Source organism: Streptomyces sp. NPDC101178 (genome assembly GCF_044767965.1).
Taxonomy (GTDB): domain Bacteria; phylum Actinomycetota; class Actinomycetes; order Streptomycetales; family Streptomycetaceae; genus Streptomyces.
On the sequence record NZ_JBIWOZ010000013.1, the window covers coordinates 105,266 to 126,456 of the forward strand.

General features: G+C 72.9%; 18 protein-coding genes and 2 pseudogenes. 5 read left to right on the forward strand and 15 right to left on the reverse strand.

The annotated features are described in order from the left end of the window. Nucleotides 1-52: 52 nt before the first annotated feature. Together ACIRR8_RS29740 and ACIRR8_RS29745 are read right to left on the reverse strand one after the other, a co-directional pair. On the reverse strand, nt 53-1,642 hold the full coding sequence (locus tag ACIRR8_RS29740) for an alkaline phosphatase D family protein (RefSeq protein ID WP_404070579.1): 1,590 nt from the start codon (nt 1,640-1,642) through the stop codon (nt 53-55). A 148-nt stretch (nt 1,643-1,790) separates the two neighbouring features. Continuing rightward, a complete protein-coding gene (locus tag ACIRR8_RS29745) occupies nt 1,791-3,263 on the reverse strand; it encodes a PLP-dependent aminotransferase family protein (RefSeq protein ID WP_404070581.1) in 1,473 nt (490 codons plus the stop codon). 47 nt (nt 3,264-3,310) lie between these two features. Between ACIRR8_RS29745 and ACIRR8_RS29750 the strand changes: the two are divergent. Further along, nucleotides 3,311-4,156: pseudogene (locus ACIRR8_RS29750) on the forward strand (DMT family transporter); the annotation flags it as partial. A 42-nt stretch (nt 4,157-4,198) separates the two neighbouring features. Here ACIRR8_RS29750 and ACIRR8_RS29755 read toward each other — a convergent pair. Continuing rightward, nucleotides 4,199-5,029 carry an alpha/beta fold hydrolase gene (locus ACIRR8_RS29755; RefSeq protein WP_404070583.1) on the reverse strand — a complete coding sequence of 277 codons (831 nt, stop codon included), beginning with the start codon at nt 5,027-5,029 and terminating at the stop codon, nt 4,199-4,201. A 122-nt stretch (nt 5,030-5,151) separates the two neighbouring features. Here ACIRR8_RS29755 and ACIRR8_RS29760 point away from each other — a divergent pair, with 122 nt between their 5' ends. Then, on the forward strand, nt 5,152-6,072 hold the full coding sequence (locus ACIRR8_RS29760; RefSeq protein WP_404070585.1) for an RNA polymerase sigma-70 factor: 921 nt from the start codon (nt 5,152-5,154) through the stop codon (nt 6,070-6,072). A gap of 243 nt (nt 6,073-6,315) precedes the next feature. After that, a complete protein-coding gene (locus tag ACIRR8_RS29765) occupies nt 6,316-7,083 on the forward strand; it encodes a GntR family transcriptional regulator (RefSeq protein WP_404070587.1) in 768 nt (255 codons plus the stop codon). Nucleotides 7,084-7,210: 127 nt separating this feature from the next. Here ACIRR8_RS29765 and ACIRR8_RS29770 read toward each other — a convergent pair whose 3' ends face one another. Beyond that, entirely contained in the window at nt 7,211-8,368 is a 1,158-nt protein-coding gene (locus ACIRR8_RS29770; protein WP_404070589.1) for an ROK family protein, read from the reverse strand. A 361-nt stretch (nt 8,369-8,729) separates the two neighbouring features. Between ACIRR8_RS29770 and ACIRR8_RS29775 the strand changes: the two genes are divergently transcribed. After that, nucleotides 8,730-9,167: a hypothetical protein gene (locus ACIRR8_RS29775; protein WP_404070591.1), complete on the forward strand. Its 438-nt coding sequence runs from the start codon at nt 8,730-8,732 to the stop codon at nt 9,165-9,167. 72 nt (nt 9,168-9,239) lie between these two features. Here the strand turns inward: ACIRR8_RS29775 and mug are convergent, their stop codons facing one another. The 10 genes and pseudogenes from mug to bioB form a co-directional block, all read right to left on the reverse strand. Next, on the reverse strand, nt 9,240-9,791 hold the full coding sequence (gene mug, locus ACIRR8_RS29780; protein WP_404070593.1) for a G/U mismatch-specific DNA glycosylase: 552 nt from the start codon (nt 9,789-9,791) through the stop codon (nt 9,240-9,242). Nucleotides 9,792-9,850: 59 nt separating this feature from the next. Beyond that, nucleotides 9,851-11,293, reverse strand: a complete 1,443-nt coding sequence (purB, locus tag ACIRR8_RS29785; RefSeq protein ID WP_404070595.1) for an adenylosuccinate lyase — start codon at nt 11,291-11,293, stop codon at nt 9,851-9,853. A gap of 98 nt (nt 11,294-11,391) precedes the next feature. Beyond that, nucleotides 11,392-12,255, reverse strand: a complete 864-nt coding sequence (locus tag ACIRR8_RS29790; RefSeq protein WP_404070597.1) for an SGNH/GDSL hydrolase family protein — start codon at nt 12,253-12,255, stop codon at nt 11,392-11,394. Nucleotides 12,256-12,325: 70 nt separating this feature from the next. After that, nucleotides 12,326-13,345 (reverse strand): hemolysin family protein, encoded by a 1,020-nt coding sequence (locus ACIRR8_RS29795; RefSeq protein ID WP_404070599.1) that lies wholly within the window; start codon nt 13,343-13,345, stop codon nt 12,326-12,328. Continuing rightward, nucleotides 13,342-14,682 (reverse strand): hemolysin family protein, encoded by a 1,341-nt coding sequence (locus ACIRR8_RS29800; RefSeq protein WP_404070601.1) that lies wholly within the window; start codon nt 14,680-14,682, stop codon nt 13,342-13,344. Before ACIRR8_RS29800 ends, ACIRR8_RS29795 begins: the two co-directional genes overlap by 4 nt. A 170-nt stretch (nt 14,683-14,852) precedes the next feature. Continuing rightward, nucleotides 14,853-15,289: pseudogene (locus ACIRR8_RS29805) on the reverse strand (GNAT family N-acetyltransferase). 181 nt (nt 15,290-15,470) lie between these two features. Then, nucleotides 15,471-16,148, reverse strand: a complete 678-nt coding sequence (locus ACIRR8_RS29810) for a class I SAM-dependent methyltransferase (protein ID WP_404070603.1) — start codon at nt 16,146-16,148, stop codon at nt 15,471-15,473. A gap of 159 nt (nt 16,149-16,307) precedes the next feature. Next, on the reverse strand, nt 16,308-17,006 hold the full coding sequence (gene bioD, locus ACIRR8_RS29815; protein WP_404070605.1) for a dethiobiotin synthase: 699 nt from the start codon (nt 17,004-17,006) through the stop codon (nt 16,308-16,310). Between the two features lie 28 nt (nt 17,007-17,034). Continuing rightward, a complete protein-coding gene (locus tag ACIRR8_RS29820; protein ID WP_404070607.1) occupies nt 17,035-18,378 on the reverse strand; it encodes an adenosylmethionine--8-amino-7-oxononanoate transaminase in 1,344 nt (447 codons plus the stop codon). Then, nucleotides 18,371-19,594: a biotin synthase BioB gene (gene bioB, locus ACIRR8_RS29825; RefSeq protein ID WP_404070609.1), complete on the reverse strand. Its 1,224-nt coding sequence runs from the start codon at nt 19,592-19,594 to the stop codon at nt 18,371-18,373. The genes ACIRR8_RS29820 and bioB overlap by 8 nt, the downstream gene beginning before the upstream one ends. Nucleotides 19,595-19,738: 144 nt before the next feature. On the opposite strand from bioB, the gene ACIRR8_RS29830 reads away from it, so the two are divergent. Then, nucleotides 19,739-20,911, forward strand: coding sequence for an 8-amino-7-oxononanoate synthase (locus tag ACIRR8_RS29830; protein ID WP_404070611.1), 1,173 nt, complete (start codon nt 19,739-19,741; stop codon nt 20,909-20,911). Here ACIRR8_RS29830 and ACIRR8_RS29835 read toward each other — a convergent pair. Further along, nucleotides 20,904-21,131: a DUF397 domain-containing protein gene (locus ACIRR8_RS29835; protein WP_404070613.1), complete on the reverse strand. Its 228-nt coding sequence runs from the start codon at nt 21,129-21,131 to the stop codon at nt 20,904-20,906. The two genes, ACIRR8_RS29830 and ACIRR8_RS29835, sit on opposite strands and share 8 nt — an antisense overlap. Between the last annotated feature and the right edge of the window lie 60 nt (nt 21,132-21,191).

A 21,191-nucleotide genomic window follows, 5' to 3' on the forward strand; every position in this document is an offset into this window, starting at 1 on the left:
AGGGCCCCAGCCAGCCCTTGAGCAGCCGTCCGAGCAGCTCAGCGGCGCCCTCTCACTGACCGATGTGCCCCGGCCGCAGCACCTTGCTGAACAGCACCGCACCGCCCTCCGCCCGCAGACGCACCGTCAGCTCCGCGCTTTCGCCGTCGATCGCGACCTCTCCGAAGAACTGCGGCGACTCCATCGGCGACACATTGGCCCGGTCCGGCGCCCGCACGAAGACCCGGTCCGGCCCGAACGTGCCGTCCAGCGCGCTGGCCGGAAATCCCCCTGCGGCCAGCGGGCCCGAGACGAACTCCCAGAACGGCGCGAAGTCCCTGAACGCCGCCCGCTCGGGCGCGTAGTGCTGCGCAGAGGTGTGGTGCACATCGGCCGTCAGCCACACCGTGCCGGTGACCTTGCGGTGCTTGATGAACCTCAGCAGCTCCGCGATCTGCAGCTCCCGCCCGAGCGGAGCGCCCGGATCGCCCTGGGCCACCGCCTCGAAATCCGTCGCCCCGTCCGGGACCACCAGGCCGAGCGGCATGTCGGCGGCGATCACCTTCCACACCGCACGGGACTGCGCCAGGGAGCGTTTCAGCCAACTCAGCTGCTCGGCACCGAGGATGCCGGTCGTGTCGTCGGCCTGCCGGTTGGGCGAGTTCCGGTTCCGGTACGAGCGCATGTCGAGCACGAAGAGGTCCAGCAGCGGCCCGTGGTGGACGGTGCGGTACATCCGTGAGCGCCGCGAGGACGAGCCGTACGAACCGTGCGGCGTCGACACCGGGAAGTACTCGTGGAAGGCGCGCGCGGAGCGGGCCGCGAGGATGTCGACGTTCTTCTCGGTGTAGCGGTCGTCGTCGAGGATCTGGCCGGGATACCAGTTGTTGCGCACCTCGTGGTCGTCCCACTGGACCACGGACGGCACCTGCGCGTTGAAGCGCCGGACGTTGTCGTCGAGCAGGTTGTAGCGGAAGTTCCCCCGGTACTCGTCCAGCGTCTCGGCGACCTTGGCCTTCTCCTCGGTCATGACGTTGCGCCAGACCCGCCCGTCGGGCAGCGTCACGCTCGGCAGGAGCGGCCCGTCCGCGTAGACGGTGTCGCCGCTGCACAGGAAGAAGTCCGGGTCGAGGCGGCGCATCTCCTCGTACACCCGGTAGCCGCCGATGTCCGGGTTGATGCCCCAGCCCTGGCCCGCGATGTCCCCGGACCACAGGAAGCGCACGCCGTCCCGGCGCCGGGCCGGAGCGGTACGGAAGGTTCCGTACACCGGTTTCCCGGTACGGCGCGGATCGTGCGGGTCGGCCAGCGTGACCCGGTAGTGCACCTGCTCGCCCGCCGGAAGCCCGTACAGCGGAGTGGTGCCGGTGAAGTCGCTTCCCGGGCCGATCAGCGGTCCGTACCAGCTTCGGGAGCGGCGGAAGGACGCCGTCGCCGAGGTCTCCACCAGCATCCGGGCCGGCCGGTCGGAGCGCACCCACACCAGTGCCGACGAGGCGGTGACGCTCCCCACCTGCACGCCCCACGCCGCCTCCGGCCGTCCCGCCAGCGCCAGGGCGGGGGCCGCTCCGGCGGCCGTGGGCAGGGCGGCGGCCGGGACGAGCAGTGAGCCACGCAGGACGGTACGGCGGCCGGGCGAGGGGATACGCGGGCGGTGCGGCATCGGGGCGCCTCCGGGGCGGTGGGCGGAACGGGCGGACGGAGACCGCGCGACGCTCCGTCGGGCCGGAGCCGGTCTCCGCCTCCATGCCTAGTGGTGCGCGGAGGCCGCCGCCCGAACGCCGGGTGAACGGGGCCGGTCCAAGGCACCGTCAGACCCGGGCGCCCGGCTCGCACGCTGCCGCGAGCAGCGCGAGGCCCCGGGAGATCTCACCGGCGCCCAGGTGCGCGTAGCCCAGCACGAGCGCCACCGTGCCGTCCCCGGGCCCCGCGTCCCCGCAGTCGCTCAGCGGCCGCAGCACGATGCCCGCCCCGGCCGCGCGGGCCAGGAACGCGCTCTCGGGGCCGTACCGTTCCGGCAGCCGCGCGATGATGTGCAGGCCCGCGGCGATACCGGTGACCACCGTGCCCGGGAAGTGCTCGGCGAGCGCGGCCACCATGGCGTCGCGGCGCTCCCGGTAGGCACGCTGACAGCGGCGCAACTGCCGGTCGTAGGCGCCGCGCACGATGAAGTCGGCCAGCACCGCCTGGTCGATCGCGGGATTGCCGAGGTCCATGGTCCGTTTGCGGGCGACGATCCGGTCGGTCAGCGCGACGGGAGCGATCAGCCAGCCGAGCCGCAGGCCCGGTGCCAGGGACTTGCTCACCGACCCCGTGTACACGACACGCTCCGGGTCGAGCCCCTGCAAGGCACCCACCGGAGCCCTGTCGTAGCGAAAGTCCCCGTCGTAGTCGTCCTCCATGATCACGGCGTCCGCCTCGCGCGCCCAGTCGAGCAACTGGCGGCGGCGCTCGGCGGAGTAGGCGATTCCGGTGGGGAACTGGTGCGCCGGCGTGGTCACCACAGCGCGCACGCCGGAGCGCCGCAGCGACTCCGGTACGACCCCCTCGGCGTCGAGCGGTAGCGGCGTCGCGTCCAGCCCGGTCGCCGCGAACAGCGAAGCGTGCTCCGGGCTTCCCGGGTCCTCCACGCCGACCGAGGCCAGGCCCCGCTCCCGGAGGGCGAAGCCGAGCAGCGTCGTCGCCTGCGCCACCCCCGAACAGACCACCAGCCGCTCCGGTTCTGCCACCACACCGCGCCGCCGCGCCAGCAGACCGGCCAGCGCCTCCCGCAGCTCCGGCAGCCCGCGCGGATCGGGGTACCCGAGCGCCGCGTGCGGCAGCCGGCCGAGCACCGTCCGCTGGGTGGCGGCCCACGCGGCGCGCGGGAAGAGCGAGAGGTCGGGGACGCCGGGCCGGAAGTCCACCCGCGCACCCGGCGCACGCGGCGCCAGATCTCGTACGGAATGCGCCGCGGCGCGCACGCCGTCGCTCACCCAGGTCCCCGCGCCCTGCCCGCTGCGCAGATAGCTCTCGGCGGTCAGCTGCTCGTACACCTCGGTGACCAGCCCGCGCGACACCCCGAGATCGGCGGCCAGTTCCCGGCTGGACGGCAGCCTCGTCCCCGCGGCGAGCCGGCCCGAGCGCACGGCCTCCCGCAGCGCGGACCGGAGCGCGCGCCCCCGCCCGCGCGCCGGTGCGGCAGCGGCGGGCAGCAGCAACTCCCAGGCGGGAGAAGTGGAACCAGGGCCGCCGGATCCACCGCTGCCGTCTCCACCGCTCGCATTGGTCCCCGAAGACGTCATGGAAGTGGACCTTAAACCGGTCCGCTCCGAAACCTAGCGTCACCGTCATGAACGCGAACTCCTTGCGCGGGGCCCTCCTGGCGGCCTTCGCCTGTGTCCTGGTGGGGGCCTCCTTCACCGCCAACAGCGTCCTCGGCGACTATCCGTACGCGGGCGGCCAGGCGCTCCGCTACGGCCTGGCCGCCCTCCTGCTGGCCGCTCTGCTCCGGCGCGGCCCCGACCCCGTCGCCGTGCCGCTGCGAAGCCTCTCCGGGCGCCACCGGCTGCGGCTCGGTCTGCTCGCCGCGGTCGGCATGGTCGGCTTCAACCTGTCGGTCCTGGCAGCGGAACGGACGGCGGAACCAGCTGTTCCGGGCGTCTTCGTCGGCTGCGCGCCCATCGTCGTCGGCGTTCTGGTCCCGCTCCTGGAGCGCCGACGCCCGTCCCGTACCACCTTGTACGCGGCCGGGCTCGTCGCCGTCGGAGCGTTCACGGTCCAGGGCTGGGGCCGCACCGACCTGGCGGGCATCGGCTGGTCGGCCGGCGCGCTCGCCGGCGAGGTCGGCTTCGCGGTCCTGGCCGTACCGGTGCTGCGACCGCTCGGCCCGAAGCTGCTCGCGGCCACCGTGTGCGCGATCGCCGCCGTACAGTCCGCGCTGCTCGGCCTGGTGATGCACGGGCCCGCGTTCCTGCGGGTGCCGACCTCGGCCGAGACGACGGCGCTGCTCTGGCAGGCCGTCGTCGTCACCGTGATCGGCTTCGTCTGCTGGTACATGGGCATGCAGCGCATCGGCGCCGAACGCGCCACCCTCTTCTCCGGCCTCATCCCGGTCTCCGCCGCGCTGACCGCACCGTTCGTCGGAGCCGGGACGTACGGCATGGCGCAGGGCGCCGGGAGCTTCCTGGTCGGCGCCGGGGTGGCGCTCGGCTCAGGGGTCCTGGCGCGCCGCGGCCCGTCAGCGGCTGGTGTCGAGGATGACGCGCGCCACCAGGGCCGGGTCGTCGTTCATGGGCACGTGCCCGCAGCCCGGCAGCCGCACGAGCCGGGCCTCCGGGATGACCCGCTTGGCGCGGATCCCCTGCCTCCGCAGCAGGATCCGGTCGCGGGTGCCCCAGGCGACGGTGACGGGAAGGCCCTTCACGTCCTCGGTGAAGGTGACGCTCCCGCCGGCGGCCAGCGTCTGGTGGAATCCGGTCGCTCCCCGCAGCGCCAGGGTCTCGGCGACGACCGCCTCGGGTGAACGCCGTCCGGGCCGGGCGTAGATGGTGCTGGTCAGCGCCGTACGCCCGGCCGCGGTACGGGAGAGCCGCTCGATCGCCGGTACCGGAAGTGCCAGCGCGGCGCGGCGCATCGCCCGCAGGGTCGTGAACGCGTAGCGGCGCTCCGGCTCGTTCCAGAAGCCCGCGGGCGACAACGCGGTCACCGAGCGGACGAGCTCCGTGCGCCCCAGCTCCAGCGCGAAGAGACCCCCGAGAGAGTTCCCGGCCACATGCGGGCGGTCCAGGCCCAGCGCGGCGAAGAGGGCTCCGAGGACCGAGGGGACCGCCTCCAGGGTGTACGGAACTCCGTCCGGCAGCCCCGCAGAGGCGCCGAAGCCGGGCAGGTCGACGGCTATCACCTCGCGCTCGGCGGCCAGCACGCGCGTCACCGGCTCCCAGGCCTGGTGGTGGTGGCCGATGCCGTGGAGCAGGACCAACGGCTCTCCCGCACCGGTCCGTTCGTACGCCACCGAGACCGGACGGGGGCCGTGCGCCGCATCGACGGTGAAGGAGACCGTGGTGGTCATGGAGCCGCTCCCTGGAGTGGGTAGACATCGCGTCAACAACAATTACCGTCCGGTAGCTTGGAGTTCAAGGGCTCCGGCGATTCCCGCTGGACAGCGTCCGGCGGGTCGGCTGGGATGGGCCGGTGACACCCGACCCCGCCACCGACGTCTTCGAAGAGCACCGGCCGGTCCTCCTCGGCGTCGCCTACCGTATGCTCGGCCGCGTCACCGATGCCGAGGACGTGGTGCAGGAGGCCTGGCTGCGATGGTCCACCACGGCCCGGGAAGGCGTCCGCGAGCCGAGGGCCTTCCTGGTGCGGATCACCACCCGGCTGGCCATCGACCGGCTGCGCCACCTGAAGTCGCGCCGGGAGGCGTACGTCGGTCCGTGGCTGCCCGAACCGATGGCCACCGACTTCGGGGCGACCGTGCCCGACGCGGCGGAGCGGGCCGTCCTCGCCGACTCGGTCTCCCTCGCGGTGCTGGTCGTCCTCGAATCGCTCTCGCCGCCGGAGCGCGCCGTCTTCGTGCTCCGGGAGGCCTTCGGATTCCCGTACGCCGAGATCGCCGCCACCCTGGACCGCACCGAGGCGGCCGTCCGGCAGCTCGCCGGTCGGGCCAGGCGCCATGTGGACGAGCGCAAGCCGCGCTACGACGTCGATCCGGCCGAGCGCCGCGACCTCACCGAGCGGTTCCTGGCCGCCGCGTCCGGCGGCTCCATCGAGCAGCTGATGGCTCTGCTGGCGCCGGACGTCCGGCTCGTGAGCGACGCCGGAGGCAAGGCGAAAGCGGCGCTGCGGGCCGTCGAGAGCGCCGACAAGGTCGGCCGGCTCCTCGCCGGCGTCGGCCGGGAGATCGGGCCGGACTGGGACCTGCGCATCGCCGAGTTCAACGGCGGGCCCGCCGTGGCGTGCTTTGTCGCAGGAAAGGCGGACACCTTCTTCCAGATCGATGTGCGGAACGGCGTCATTCAATGCATCTATATCGTTCGTAATCCGGACAAGCTCGCAGAGCTGTCCGCCGTGCGGCCGCCCACCCTTTCCGGCCAACGCGAATCCGGATGACCTCCTTCCGCGACTGACCTGCCGAAGCCCCGCCACCGGGACGGTGGCGGGGCTTCGTGCTGCGCGCGGCTCACGGCACCGCGAACGTCTTGTGAACGCTCTACGCCAAAGTCCCGTTTCGTTCCGTTACGGAATAAGGATTGGTCTTGACCAAGGAGGTGCGCCGCCTTAGGGTCACCTTAAGGCAGGAACCTTTAATAAATAGCGTCGCGGAAAAGCCGCTGGGCGATTGCGGAGGACTTGGTGGGGACCACGCAGCTGGAATCGGTGCAGGAGCCGAAGTACTGGCACCTCAAGACCGTGCTCAGTGAGGCACTCGACTCGGACTTCGCGGTGGGTGAGATCCTGCCGAACGAGCGGGACCTCGCGGCACGGTTCGGAGTCGCGCGTGCCACGCTCCGACAGGCTCTGGAGCAGCTCGAACTCGAGGGCAGACTGCAGCGCCGCCGGGGCGTCGGCACGACCGTCGCGCCGCCGCGCGTCGGTGTGGCCGTCTCCACCGCGCAGCACGAGTGGACGGGCGGTGTGGCCGGCGAGGCGTGGCAGCCGGTCGACTGCGCCTTCGAGGCGGCCCCGGCCGCCGTGGCCGCCATGCTCTCCACCGGCACCGAGCCGGTCCACGTGGTGCGCCGCATCCGCGACACCCACGGCCAGGCCGTGGCCGCCGAGCTTCTCTACGTACCGGCCTCCTCCGTCCCCGACCTCTCCGCGATCGACGCGCCGTCGGGCACCGTGCGAGCCCGGGCCGTGCTGCGCGAGCTGCACCGGCTGGGCCTGGAGGGCCAGGACCGCTCCGTGGAGCTCGGCTCGGCGCGCGCGGACGACGCCAGGGAGCTCGACCGGCTCCCCGGCGCACCCGTCCTCGTCGTCACCACCCGGTACTTCGCCGCGGGCGGCACGGCGGCCGTCTCCATCGCCACCTACCGGGCGGACACCTGCCGGCTCACCTTCGGCGACTCCGGCGCGCTGGAGATCAGCCACGACGAACAGCAGGAGCGCCGGGCGTCCTGAAGGCGTCCCGTACGCCTTCCGCACGCCGTTCGTGCCGCGCCCGCGAGAACGGCGCCACCTCATGGCGGCCCACCGGGAGACCGGCCGGGCCGCCATCGGCGTATCTGCCGCCCGCAGCCCCCGGCGATCAGCGGCGGGCCGTCACCGCGCCCTCCACGGCGAACAACTGCTCCTCGACATGGTCCAGCGCCAGCCGCAGGGCCCCCGTAGCGACCGCGGCCTCACCGAGCAGCGACAACGTCACGCGCGGTGGGCGCAGACAGTAGCGGGCCAGCTCCTTGCGCAGCGGCTCCAGCACCCCGTCCAGACCGGCGGCCCAGCCACCCACCACCACAAGCTCCGGATCGAGCGCCAGGACCAGGGCCGCCACGTCGTGCACCAGCCGCTGGAGGAACCGCTCGACGGCCGCCTGCGCCTCCGCGTCGCCCTGACGCGCCGTGGCGAACACCGCGGCCACCGCCTGCTCGTCCAGCGGCTCCAGCGGGGTCCCCGTGGTCGACAGCAGATGTTCCGGCGTCACGTCCCGGCCCAGCAGGTGCAGCGCGCCGATCTCCCCGGCCGCCCCGCCGAATCCCCGGTGCAGCCGCCCGCCGATCAGCGAACCGGCCCCCGGACTCAGTCCGGCCAGCACGAAGACGATGTCGTCGGACTCGGTGGCCGCACCCTTCCAGTGCTCGGCGACGGCGGCGGCATTGGCGTCGTTCTCCACGAGGACCGGGCAGCGGAACGACCGCCTCAGCCGCTCCCCGAGCGGAAGCCCCGTCCACCCCGGCAGCGCCGTGCCCAGCCGCACGGTCCCGTCCGCCTCCACGATGCCCGGGCTGCCGACGCCGACGGCCCGCAGACTGCTCCGGGCCACTCCGGTGCGGCGCAGCAGGTCCGCGATCACGGCCCGCACCTGGTCGAGCCGCTCGTCCGCGCCGGCCGTCTCCGACACCGTGCGGGAACCCGCTCCGGTCACCCGGCCGTCGAGCCCCGACAGCAGGGCCGAAACCCGGTGCGGCCCGATCTCGACGCCCAGCAGATGCCCGGCCTCGGCCCGGAAGCGGAACCTGCGGGCAGGCCGTCCCTGGCGCCGCGCCTCACTCTCGTCGGGCAGCGCCTCGACCACCAGACCGGCCTCGAACAACCCCTCGACGACGCCTTCGACCGTCGGCCGGGAGAGACCCGTGATCCGGGTCAGATCCGTGAGCGTCGGCGAACCGGCCCCTCTCAGGGCGTGCAGTACCACCGCTGAATTGATCCGCCGCAGCAGCGACGGATCTCCCCCGGTCAGCCGGCTCACGGTGCGTCCTCCCAGCTCGTGCGCATGTCTGCCGGATCGTACTCGCTGCTCGCAGGGCCTGCGAGCAGCTCCACAAGCCGGTATCGAGCCGCAACCTGCGTCGGTCCGGAGCCATGGGAACGGAGGCGTACGTCACGACGATCGCGTGCGTACGGTGCGGGGTGCCCAACTGCATAAGAGTCGAACGGACATGAGGCTTCGCCTTCCCGGCACCGTCGGCCGGCCCGGCGGCGGCCTCCGCGTTCGACGGATACCGGGCCGCCAACCGGAGCAGGCGCACGGCTTGCACGGTCTCCGCACCGGCGTACGCGGTGCCGGGGGCAGGGCAACGGCTGTCGGTGGCGGACGGTTTACTGACGGTATGACGACCGCACACCATCTCCGCCTCATCGACGGGATGCGCACCAGGGAGTTCCCCCGGGCGCGCACACCGTCGGTCTCGGGAGTCAGCGGACCCGGCTACCACACGGCATTCCTGCGCACCGACCACGAACCCTGGGACGACGACGAACAAGCCGGCCCGGAGTACCGGGCCCAGTGCCTGGCGGAGCACGACGCCCTGCTCACGCTCCTCTCCGCCCGATGGGGCGAACCGCAGCTGGTGAGCCTGTGGAGCGCGCAGGAGCGGATGCTGGCGGGCGAGGTGATACCGGAACCCTGGGCGGACCCGGTGTCCGGATGTGAGTTCGTCCGGCTCTGGCAGGTCGAGGAGAGGTGGGTCGCGATCGGGCTGGCCCTGGAGGACGGGGGACCGGGCTGCGAGCTGACGGTGCTGGTGACGGTCGTCGACCCGCCTTGACCCGGGCGGCCGGACCGGAACCGGCGTACGCCGCCCTGACCCGGACGGCCGGAACCTGCGTACGGTCGGGGGTCAGCCGGAGAGGTCCGGCGCACGTACGGCTTCGCGCAGCCGGGCGTACTCCTCGGCCATCGTGCCGACCGTCCAATGCGCGTTGAGGCCACTGGGATTGGGCAGCGCCCACACCTGGGCACCGCCGATCGTGCGCTCCTGCCGGCCGATCCGCGCGCGGGGCTCGCCGAAGGCCGTTCGGTAGGCGGTGATGCCGACGATCGCGAGCCACGCCGGCGCGAGCCGCTCGACCCGCTCGGTGAGAGCCGCTCCGCCCTCCCGGAACTCGTCCGCGCCGAGTTCGTCCGCCCGAGCCGTCGCCCGCGCGACCACGTTGGTGATGCCGAGACCGAGAGGCAGCAGCTCCGACTGTTCCGAGGGCAGGAACTGACGGGGTGTGAAACCCGAGCGGTGGAGGACCGGCCAGAACCGGTTGCCCGGGTGAGCGAAGTGGTGGCCGGTGGCCGCGGTCATCAGGCTCGGATTGATGCCGCAGAAGAGCACGCGCAGACCGCCCGCGGCCACATCGGGCACGATGCGGTCGCGGGCGGCACTCAGCTCTTCGGGGGTCATGCGGTCAACCTGCGCGTCATGCGATGAACCTTGGGGTCATGCGGTGAACGCGGTGCCGGTCAGAGGATCGAGCCGGGAGCGTACGCCGCGGCCTGCGGGTGCTGCTTGGTGATCTCCTCGATCCGGGACACCAGCGTCGCCACCTGGTCGCCCGCCGCGCCCGTGAACGAGAGCTTGTCGGCCATCAGCGCGTCCAGCTGCGCCCGGTCGAGCGGAATGCGCTCGTCGGCCGCCAGCTTGTCGAGCAGCTCGTTGCGCTCGGCGCCCTGCTCCCGCATCGCCAGAGCGGAGGCGACCGCGTTCTCCTTGATCGCCTCGTGGGCCAGCTCGCGGCCGACCCCGGCCCGCACCGCGCCCATGAGGACCTTGGTGGTCGCCAGGAAGGGCAGGTAACGGTCCAGCTCACGCGCCACGACCGCGGGGAACGCGCCGAACTCGTCCAGCACCGTCAGGAAGGTCTCCAGCAGACCGTCGAACGCGAAGAACGCGTCCGGCAGCGCCACCCGGCGGACCACGGAACAGGACACATCGCCCTCGTTCCACTGGTCGCCCGCCAGCTCACCCGTCATCGAGGCGTAGCCCCGCAGGATCACCATCAGACCGTTGACCCGCTCGCAGGAGCGCGTGTTCATCTTGTGCGGCATCGCGGACGAGCCGACCTGCCCCGGCTTGAAGCCCTCGGTCACCAGCTCGTGTCCGGCCATCAGCCGGATCGTCTTCGCCACCGACGAGGGGGCCGCGGCGAGCTGCACCAGAGCGGTCACCACGTCGTAGTCGAGAGAGCGCGGATAGACCTGGCCGACCGAGGTGAACGCCTCGGCGAAGCCGAGGTGCGCGGCGATGCGCTGCTCCAGGTCGGCGAGCTTGGCCGCGTCACCGCCCAGCAGGTCCAGCATGTCCTGCGCCGTACCGACCGGGCCCTTGATCCCGCGCAGCGGATAGCGGGAGAGGAGGTCCTCCAGCCGGCCGTAGGCCACCAGCAGCTCGTCGGCCGCGGTCGCGAAGCGCTTGCCGAGCGTCGTGGCCTGCGCGGCCACGTTGTGCGAGCGACCGGCGACGACCAGCTCGCCGTACTCCGCCGCGAGCTTGCCGAGCCGGGCCAGCACCGCCACGGTACGGTCGCGCATCAGCTCCAGCGAGAGGCGGATCTGCAGCTGCTCGACGTTCTCCGTCAGGTCCCGGGAGGTCATGCCCTTGTGGACCTGCTCATGACCCGCCAGGTCGTTGAACTCCTCGATGCGGGCCTTCACGTCATGCCGGGTGATCTTCTCGCGCTCGGCGATCGACGCCAGGTCGACCTGGTCGAGCACCCGCTCGTAGTCGGCCAGGGCTCCGTCCGGCACCTCGATCCCGAGGTCCTTCTGAGCGCGCAGCACCGCCAGCCACAGCTGACGCTCCAGCTTCACCTTCTGCTCGGGGGACCAGAGGACGGCCAGCTCCGTGGAGGCGTAGCGGCCGGCCAGGACATTGGGGATGCGAGGCTTCGCAGACACAGCAGTCACGTAAAGGGATTCTACTGTCGGTTTCTGCAGGCCAGCGCCGCGGGCCTCTTTGTGGCTTGCTACGAAGGCCGGCAGCGCAGGCCGGTTGCGGCGGGTGGCTACGAGGACGCGGAGGCCGGGCCCTCCTCGGAGGGGAACCGGCGCCAGCCCGTCACCGGGCCCGGGGTCTCGGCGTCCTCCGGCGTGATCCAGAAGGCCGAGGCCGCCCCGGCGTCGAACTGGGCGCCCCACCGGCCGTCCCCGGAGGACCGGCCCGTGAGCCGGCGGCCGATCCACGGCCCCAGGTGGCGGCGGGCGAAGCGGATGTCGTCGGCCCGCCGGTTCGCCCAGCGCGGCGGCAGCGAGGCGGGGACCGGCTCCTGCCAGTCGAGCTCCGGCGGCAGCCCCAGCGTCTGCCACACCGCCTCCGCCACCCGCCGGTGCCCTTCGGCGGCCAGGTGCAGCCGGTCGGCGTCCCACATGCGCGGGTCGCTGAGCGAGGGCGCGGAGTAGAGGTCGACCACCGAGGCGCCGTGCCGGGCCGCCAGGTCGTCGATCAGAGCGAACAGCGCCTCCATCCGCGGACGGAACCGGTCGAACACCGGCCCGTTGCGCCCGGGGCTGCGCATCAGCACCAGCTGCTTGCAGGACGGGGCCAGACGCTCCACGGCCTCTTCCAGCCGCCCCCTGACCATGCCCATGTCGCACTTGGGGCGGAGCGTGTCGTTCAGCCCGCCGACGAGGGTCACCACATCGGCCTGCATCGCCGCCGCCGCGCCCACCTGCTCGTCGACGATCTGGCTGATGAGCTTGCCGCGCACCGCGAGGTTGGCGTACCGGAATCCGGGGGAGCGGGCGGCGAGCCGCGAGGCGAGGACATCGGCCCAGCCCCGGTAGGTGCCGTCGGGCAGCAGATCCGACATGCCCTCGGTGAAGGAGTCGCCGACCGCGACGAGACTGGTGTAGGAGGCATTCAATTCCATGGCCCGTCGATTCTACCGTGACAGCTCCCCGTACCGGCCGGACGGTACGGGGAGCTGTCCGGCCAGGCCTTCAGCGGGACTGCGCCCGGCCCACCAGCTCACGCAGCACGTCCTCCATCGTGACCATGCCGACCAGCCGGTCCCCCTCGTCGAGCACCGCCGCGAGATGGGTCCGGCTGCGCCGCAGCGCGGTCAGCACGTCGTCCAGCGGGGTCGCCGCGCGGACCCGGGCGATCGGCCGCAGAGCCGTCACCGGGAACGGCGCGTCCCGAGGAGTCGCGTCCAGGGCGTCCTTCACATGGAGATACCCCAGGATGCGGCCCTCGCTGCCCATCACCGGGAACCGCGAGAAGCCGGAGACGTGCGAGAGCCGCTCCAGCTCCTCGGGCGTGGTGCCGACCCGGGCGTACAGCACCCGGTCCACCGGCATGACCACATCCCGTACGGGACGGCGGCCCAGCTCCAACGCGTGGTGCAGCCGCTCCGCCGACCGGTCGTCGACCAGCCCCGCGTCCCCGGCGTCCTGCACCATCCGGGCCAGCTCGTCGTCCGAGAACGTGGCGGAGACCTCGTCCTTCGTCTCGACCCGCAGGAGTTTGAGGAGCGCGTTGGCGAAGGCGTTGATCGCGAAGATCACCGGCCGCAGCGCACGCGCCATCGCGACCAGCGGCGGACCCAGGAGCAGCGCGCTGCGCGCCGGTTCGGCCAGCGCGATGTTCTTCGGCACCATCTCGCCCAGCAGCATGTGCAGGTACGTCGCCACGCTCAGCGCGATCACGAACGAGAGCGCGTGCACCAGCCCGTCCGGCACACCCACCGCGTCGAAGACCGGCTCCAGCAGATGGGCGATGGCGGGCTCCGCCACGATGCCCAGCACCAGCGTGCAGAGCGTGATGCCGAGTTGGGCGGCGGCCAGCAGCGCCGACACGTGCTCAAGGCCCCAGATGACGCTCCGGGCCCGCCGGTCGCCGGCCTCGGCCTCGGGCTCGATCTGGCTGCGGCGCACCGAGATCAGCGCGAACTCGGCGCCCACGAAGAAGGCGTTGGCCACCAGGGTCAACAGGCCGATGAAGAGCTGAAGGACGATCATCGGGTCTCCTCCCGCCGCTGCTCCTCGGCACCGGGCGGCGGCGCGTGCAGCAGCGCTCGCGCGGCCCGGCGGCCCGTGGCGTCCACCACGTCGATCCGCCACCCCTCCAGCTCCACGCTGTCGTCCACCGTCGGGATCCGTCCCAGCTCCGCCGCCACCAGTCCGGCCAGCGTCTCGTACGGCCCGTCCGGCACGCGCAGCCCGATCCGGTTCAGCTGGTCGGTGCGGGCCGCGCCGTCGGCCGACCACACCGTGCGGCCGTCGGCGTCCTCGCCGGCGGCCGCCAGGTCGGGCGTCTCGTGCGGATCGTGCTCGTCGCGGACCTCGCCGACGACCTCCTCCACGATGTCCTCCAACGTCACGACCCCGGCCGTACCGCCGTACTCGTCGATCACCACCGCCATGGCGAGCTTGCCGGACAGCTGGTCCAGCAGCCGGTCGACGGTGAGCGTCTCCGGTACGAGAAGAGGCTCACGCAGCATCTCCGAGACGCGTTTGCGGGGGCGCTCGTCGGCCGGGACCGCCAGCACGTCCTTGATGTGGGCCACGCCGACCACGGTGTCCAGGCTGCCGCGGTAGACGGGGAAGCGGGAGAGGCCGGTGGCGCGGGTCGCGTTGGCCACGTCCTCGGCCGTCGCCCGTACCTCCAGCGCGGTCACCTGGACCCGGGGCGTCATCACGTTCTCCGCGGTCAGCTGCGCCAGATTCAGGGTGCGGACGAAGAGCTCGGCGGTGTCCGCCTCCAGCGCGCCCTCCTTCGCGGAGTGCCGCGCCAGCGCGACCAGCTCCTGCGGGCTGCGGGCGGAGGCCAGCTCCTCGGTCGGCTCCAGGCCGAAGCGGCGCACGATCCGGTTGGCCGTGTTGTTGAGGTGGCTGATGAAGGGCCGGAACACGGCGGTGAACACCCGCTGAGGTGTGGCGACCGCCTTGGCCACGGAGAGCGGTGAGGAGATCGCCCAGTTCTTCGGCACCAGCTCGCCGATCACCATCAGCACCACCGTGGACAGGGCCGTACCGATGACGAGCGCCAGCGTGGACGCCGCGGCGGGCGGCAGGCCCGCGGCCTCGACCGGGCCGCGGATGAGCTTGGCGATGGACGGCTCGGAGAGCATGCCGATCACCAGGTTGGTGACGGTGATCCCGAGCTGCGCGCCGGAGAGCTGGAACGTCAGGCTCCGTACGGCCTTCAGGGCGCTCCCGGCACCCCGGTCGCCCCGCTCGGCGGCCCGTTCCAGCTCCCCGCGCTCCACCGTGGTCAGCGAGAACTCCGCCGCGACGAAGGCACCGCACGCGACACAGAGCAGCAGGGCGACGAACAGCAGAAGCACTTCGATCATCGGTTCACCTCCGTCCCATGATCAGGCAGGGCCGGTCGGACCGCGCGGTGTCGGCGGATGCGGCTGCCGGGAGGCTCGCCCAGGGAAAGAGGCTCATACCCTCAGGCAGCGGGTGACGGGAGGGGCAGGTCATCGTAGGCGTCTGCCCACCGCTGCCGAGTCCTATCCGATCAGTCCGCGAGTGGCTTGACCCAGCGGCTCCACTGCGGCTGATGCCCGTACCCCGCCGCGCGCCAGGCGTGGTGCGCCGGCTCGTTCCGGTCCAGCACCATGGCGTCGGCGCGCCGCCCGCCGAGCGCGGCGAACCGTTCCTCCGCCGCCGCGAGCAGCGCCCCGCCCACACCTCCGCGCCGCTGCGCCGGATGGACCGCGAGCCGGTAGAGATGGCAGCGCCAGCCGTCGAAGCCCGCGATCACGGTGCCCACCAGCGTTCCACCACGCTCCGCGAGGATCAGCGCGTCGGGGTCCCGTTCCACCAGGCGTGTGATCCCGTCCCCGTCGTCGCTGATGCTGGTGCCCTCCGCGGCCACCTTCCAGAACGCGAGGACCTGGTCCAGATCGGCCGTGGTCGCCGGCCGGAGAGAGAGAGATCGTCCATGGCGGCCATCCCACCATCCGCCTGCCTGGGAGGTCGATCGCTTTACGCAGTGCGAGTCGGTCTTCGCCGAGGAGTTCGGCCCGGAGCGCGAAGGCCCTCGGCACGAGGGCACCCGGCGCGAAGGGGCCCGTTGGACCTGCGGGCCATCGCGGACGAGCCGCGCCGGTGGAGCGGATGACACGCGGCGCGGTCACTCCACGGTGAACGGCTTGCGGGCCACGCCCAGCACACACGGCGACGACGGGGACTGCATACCCTTCTCCGGGATCCGCAGCCTCCGGTACGTCCCCAGCTCGAAGCCCGCCGCCTCGATCGCGGCCAGCGGGTCCCGGGCCGTATGACAGCCGCCGAAGAGGAGCGGCCACACCGTCCGGTCCGCCGTGCGCTGTGCGGCCGCCAGAGCCCTGCCCGATGCCAGCCCGTGTTCGAAGAACCGCAGTTCACCGCCCGGGCGCAGGACCCGCCTGATCTCGGCGAGCGCCTTCGGCAGATCCCGTACGGTGCACAGGACGAGTGAGGCCACCGCCGCGTCGAACGCCTCGCTCTTCACCGGCAGCGCCTCGGCCGCCCCCGGCACGACGTCCACCGGCACCTCGGCGCGCAGCCCGGCCCGGGCGGCGAGCTGCCGCAGCGAGCGCTCCGGCTCCAGCGCCACCACCTCCGAGACGGCGCCCGGATAGTGCGCGAAGTTCAGCCCGTTCCCCGCACCGATCTCGATGACCCGGCCGGAGAGCTCCGCCAGCAGCTCCTGGCGGTACGCGGCGACGCCGCCCTTGAGGTCGGCCGTCACGCTCATCCGGGCGTAGTAGCGGGCGAAGACCGGGTGGCGTACGGCGTCGCGCGGGAGCTTCCTGTTGCGCAGCTGCATGAGCGACCTCCGTGAGCTGAGGGAGATGACGCGGCGGCTCTCCTCACCGATTCTCCCCCGTACGGGCCGATGCAGGCATGTCCGGACGGTGCTGGCTCGGCGCGTACGACCCCGTACGCGAACGGCCCGCCCCGTACGGCACCGAGGCGGACCCCCGCCTCACACCGACGGCACGGCCCATGTCCCGCCGAGCTCCGGCGCCAGCCAACCGCCCGCCCGCGCCGCGAAGTCGGCGCCCGACAGCGCTCCCGCACCGGCCGGTACGGCTCCCAGCAGCGGGGCGCCCGCCGCCACCGGCAGGTCCTCGATGTTGCACCGGGAGGCCAGGTCCGGCCGCTCCGGCATGCTGCCGACCACCACGCCCAGGCACGCCAGCCCACGGGCCCGCAGCGCCTCCGCCGTCAGAGCCGTGGCGTTCAGAGTGCCCAGACCCGCGGGCGCCACCACCAGCACCGGAGCAGACAGCAGCCGCGCCGCGTCCGCCAGCGTGGCGCCGTCGTCGTCGAACCGGACGAGGAGCCCGCCCGCCCCCTCCACCAGCACCAGGTCGTGCCCGGTGGCCAGCTTCTCCGCCGCCTCGGCCACCTCGTGCGGCCGTACCGGGGCGAGCCCCGCCCGCCGGGCCGCCGTCGCCGGGGCCAACGGCTCGGGGAACCGGGCCAGTTCGACCGGGGTCACATGGGCGCCGGCCAGCCGCGCCACCTCCGCCGCGTCTCCCGGCTCCCCGGGCGCGAGCCCGGTCTGCGCGGGCTTCAGCACCGCGACCCGGCGCCCACGCGCGGCGGCTGCCACCGCGGCGGTCACCACCGTCTTGCCGATCTCCGTGCCCGTACCGGTCACCACCAGGATCGTCGCCATGCCAGTCCTCCCGTGCCGAGGAGCCATCTCAGCCCTCCCGTGCCGCGGCGCACACGGCCCGGCAGATACGTCGTACGTCGTCGTCCCCGGTGACGTAGGGCGGCATCGTGTACACCAGGTCGCGGAACGGCCGCAGCCACACGCCCTCGCGCACGGCCGCCCGGGTCGCCGCCGCCATGTCCACCTCATGGTCGAGCTGGACGACCCCGATCGCCCCCAGGACACGGACGTCCACGACCCCGGGGATCTCCGACGCGGCCGCCAGACCGGAGCGCAGCCCCGCGCCGATCCGCGCCACCTCGCCCTCCCAGTCCTGCCCGAGCAGCAGGTCCACCGAGGCCGAGGCGATGGAGGCGGCCAGCGGGTTGCCCATGAACGTCGGGCCGTGCGCCAGCACCGGCACCTCGCCGCGCGAGATCCCCTCGGCCACCCGCGAGGTGCACAGCGTCGCCGCCATCGTGAGATAACCGCCGGTCAGCGCCTTGCCCACGCACATCACATCCGGCGAGACGCCGGCGTGCCCGGCGGCGAACAGCTGGCCCGTCCGGCCGAAGCCGGTCGCGATCTCGTCGAAGACCAGCAGCACGTCCAGCTCGTCGCACGCCTCGCGCAGCACCCGCAGATAGGCGGGCGAGTGGAACCGCATCCCGCCGGCGCCCTGCACCACCGGCTCCACGATGACCGCCGCCAACTCGTCGGCGTGCGCGGCGATCAGCTCCCGCAGATGAGTCACGTAGGCGGGATCCGGCTCCGCGTCGAAACCGTCCGGCGGGGCGTCGGCGAAGACCTGGCGGGGCAGGGCTCCCGACCACAGCTCGTGCATCCCGCCGTCCGGGTCGCAGACCGACATCGGCTGCCAGGTGTCGCCGTGGTAGCCGCCGCGCCAGGTCAGCAGCCGCCGCTTCTCCGGCCGCCCGGCCGAACGCCAGTACTGCAGACACATCTTGACCGCGACCTCGACCGACACGGACCCCGAGTCGGCGAGGAACACGTGCTGGAGCGGCTCGGGCGTGATCTCCACCAGCCGGGTCGCCAGCCGGACGGCGGGCTCATGGGTGAGCCCGCCGAACATCACATGGCTCATCCGGTCCAGCTGGCCGCGCGCGGCCTCGTTGAGGACCGGGTGGTTGTACCCGTGCACCGCCGACCACCAGGACGACATGCCGTCCACCAACTCGCGCCGGCCCTCGACGGGTTCGGCGAGCCGGAGCCGTACGCCGGAGGCCGACTCCACGACCAGCGGCTCCTGCCGGCCCGGCATCGGACCGTAGGGGTGCCAGACGTGCGCGCGGTCCAGCGCCCGCAGCTCGTCGGGAGCGTACGGTTCCGGCTCGGCGGGCCGGCGGAGTCCGGGGCCGTACGGCTCAGGCATTGGGCGCGAGATCCGTCCCCGCACCGCGGCGGCGGACCGCCACCAGATCCGTACGCGCGGCACCGGCCGGCTCCGTGGCCGGAGCCGGAACGCTCTCCTCACCACCCGCGTGACCACCGCACGGCCCGCAGCCGCCGCCGGAACCTTCATGCGCGCCACAACCGGCGGCACCGGACGTCTCATGCGAACCGCACCCACCGGCGAGCGCGTCGGCCCGGTGGCGGGGCAGCGTCGTCGTGCCCTGGCCCTCCACCTCGAAACCGGCGTCCGCGATCATGTCCAGGTCCGCCTGGCCCGCCTGGCCCTCGCTGGTCAGGTAGTCACCGAGGAAGATCGAGTTCACCAGGTGCAGCGCCAGCGGCTGCATCGAGCGCAGATGCACCTCGCGGCCGCCCGCGAGCCGGACCTCCACGTCCGGGCAGACGAAGCGGACCATGGCGAGGATCCGCAGGCAGCGCTGCGGGGTGAGGTTCCACTCCTTGGCCAGCGGCGTGCCCTCGAACGGGATCAGGAAGTTCACCGGCACCGAGTCCGGGTCCAGGTCGCGCAGCGCGAAGACGACGTCGACCAGGTCCTTGTCGCTCTCGCCCATCCCGGCGATCAGCCCGGAACACGCCGAAAGCCCGGCGGCCTGGGCCTGCTGCACGGTCTCCACACGGTCCGCGTAGGTGTGGGTGGTGGTGATCGCCCCGTACGTCTCCTCGGACGTGTTGAGGTTGTGGTTGTACGCGTCGGCGCCCGCCGAACGCAGCCGGTCGGCCTGTCCGTCGGAGAGCAGACCGAGACAGGCGCAGACCTCTACGCCCTCGTTCTGTTCTTTGATGGCCTCGATGGTCTTGGTGACCCGGTCGACGTCCCGGTCGGTCGGGCCGCGCCCGCTCGCCACGAGGCAGACCCGCTTGGCCCCGCCCGCGACCCCGGCGGCGGCCGCCTTCGACGCCTCGTCCGGCTTCAGCCAGGTGTACTTGAGGATCCCGGCCTTGGAGCCGAGCCGCTGCGAGCAGTACGAGCAGTCCTCGGGGCAGAGCCCGGACTTGAGGTTGACCAGGTAGTTGAGTTTGACGCGCCGCCCGAACCACTGGCGGCGTACCTTGCCGGCGGCGGCCACCAAGTCGAGCAGGTCGTCGTCGGAGGTCGCCAGCACGGCGAGCGCTTCTTCGCGGGTCGGCAGTTCGCGCCGCAGCCCCTTGTCCACCAGCGTGTTCAGCAGGTCCATGAAAGATGATCCTGGCGTACGGCACCGCCTGCAGCCAAGGAGGAACCAGACAGCAGACGCGGGGGAGGGTGTGTGTATTGCCACATCCTGACCTGCTGCGCACCCCGCTAGGGTCTGTGAGCTGCCTACAAAAGGGACCGCCTCATGTCCTTCGCCCCGCCCTCCTCCCCGTTCGACTGGATCGACGACGAGGCCCGCCGCCGGGCCGCCGCCGGACTCGTCCGGGCCCTGCGCCCGAGGAGTGCGGAGGACGGGCTCCTCGACCTCGCGAGCAACGACTACCTGGGCCTCACCCGCCACCCCGAGGTCACCGCCGCAGCGGCCGCTGCCGCCCACCGCTGGGGCGCGGGTGCGACGGGATCGCGGCTGGTCACCGGCACCACCGCGCTGCACACCGAACTCGAACACGAACTCGCGGATTTCTGCGGCTTCGAGGCGGCCCTCGTCCTCTCCTCCGGCTACGCGGCCAACCTGGCGGCACTGACGGCACTGAGCGGACGGGGTTCGCTCATCGTCTCCGACGCCGGTAACCACGCCTCCATCGTCGACGGCTGCCGGCTCTCCCGCGCCGGGACCGCCGTCGTCCCGCACGCCGATCCGGACGCCGTCGCCAAGGCGCTGGCGGCCCACGACGGACGCGCGCTCGCGGTCACCGACTCGGTCTTCTCGGTGGACGGGGACGCGGCACCGCTCGCCGCGCTGGCCGAGGTCTGCCGCGCCGCCGACGCGGCCTTCGTCGTGGACGACGCCCACGGCCTCGGCGTCCTCGGCGACGGGGGACGCGGCGCGCTCGCGGCGGCCGGACTCGCGGGCGGCGCGGGAGCGGTCGCCACCCTCACCCTCTCCAAGTCGCTGGGCAGCCAGGGCGGCGCGGTCCTCGGTCCGGCCCGGGTCATCGACCACCTGGTCAACACGGCCCGTACGTTCATCTTCGACACCGGCCTCGCCCCGGCGGCGGCGGGCGGCGCACTGGGCGCGCTGCGGCTGCTGCGCCGGGAGCCCGAACGCGCGGCCAGGGCCCGGGAGGTGGCCGCCGCGCTGTACGGGCGGCTCACCGCAGCCGGGCTGACGGCGGTCCGCCCGGACGCGGCGGTCGTCTCCGTGCGGGCACCCTCCGCCGACGCGGCGGTGCGGTGGGCCGCCGACTGCCGTGCGGCCGGCGTGGCGGTCGGGTGCTTCCGGCCGCCGTCGGTGCCGGACGGCATCTCCCGGCTGCGCCTCACCGCGCGGGCCGACCTCACCGAGGAGCAGATCGGCGCCGCGGTGGCCACGGTCGTCGCCACCGCTCCCCGGGAGGCCGGTCTTCCGCTCAGCTGAAGGAGCGCGGCTCCAGTCCGGCCACGAACGTGGTCCAGGCAGTGGCGGAGAAGCGGAGCGGCGGCCGCTCCAGGTCCTTGGAGTCGCGTACGGCGAGGAGCGCGCCGCCGGGCTCGGGGCCGTACAGCCGCGCGGTCTCCACGCAGTTGTTCATTCCGGTGGAGCGGCTGCTGCGGCGCCACCTGAGCGGCTCCGTGCGGGGTACGAGACGGTCGGACATGGTGCCCCCCTCGGGCAGAGTCGGACGTCCTGTCGGGTCAGCGTGTCGGTGCGGTCCAAC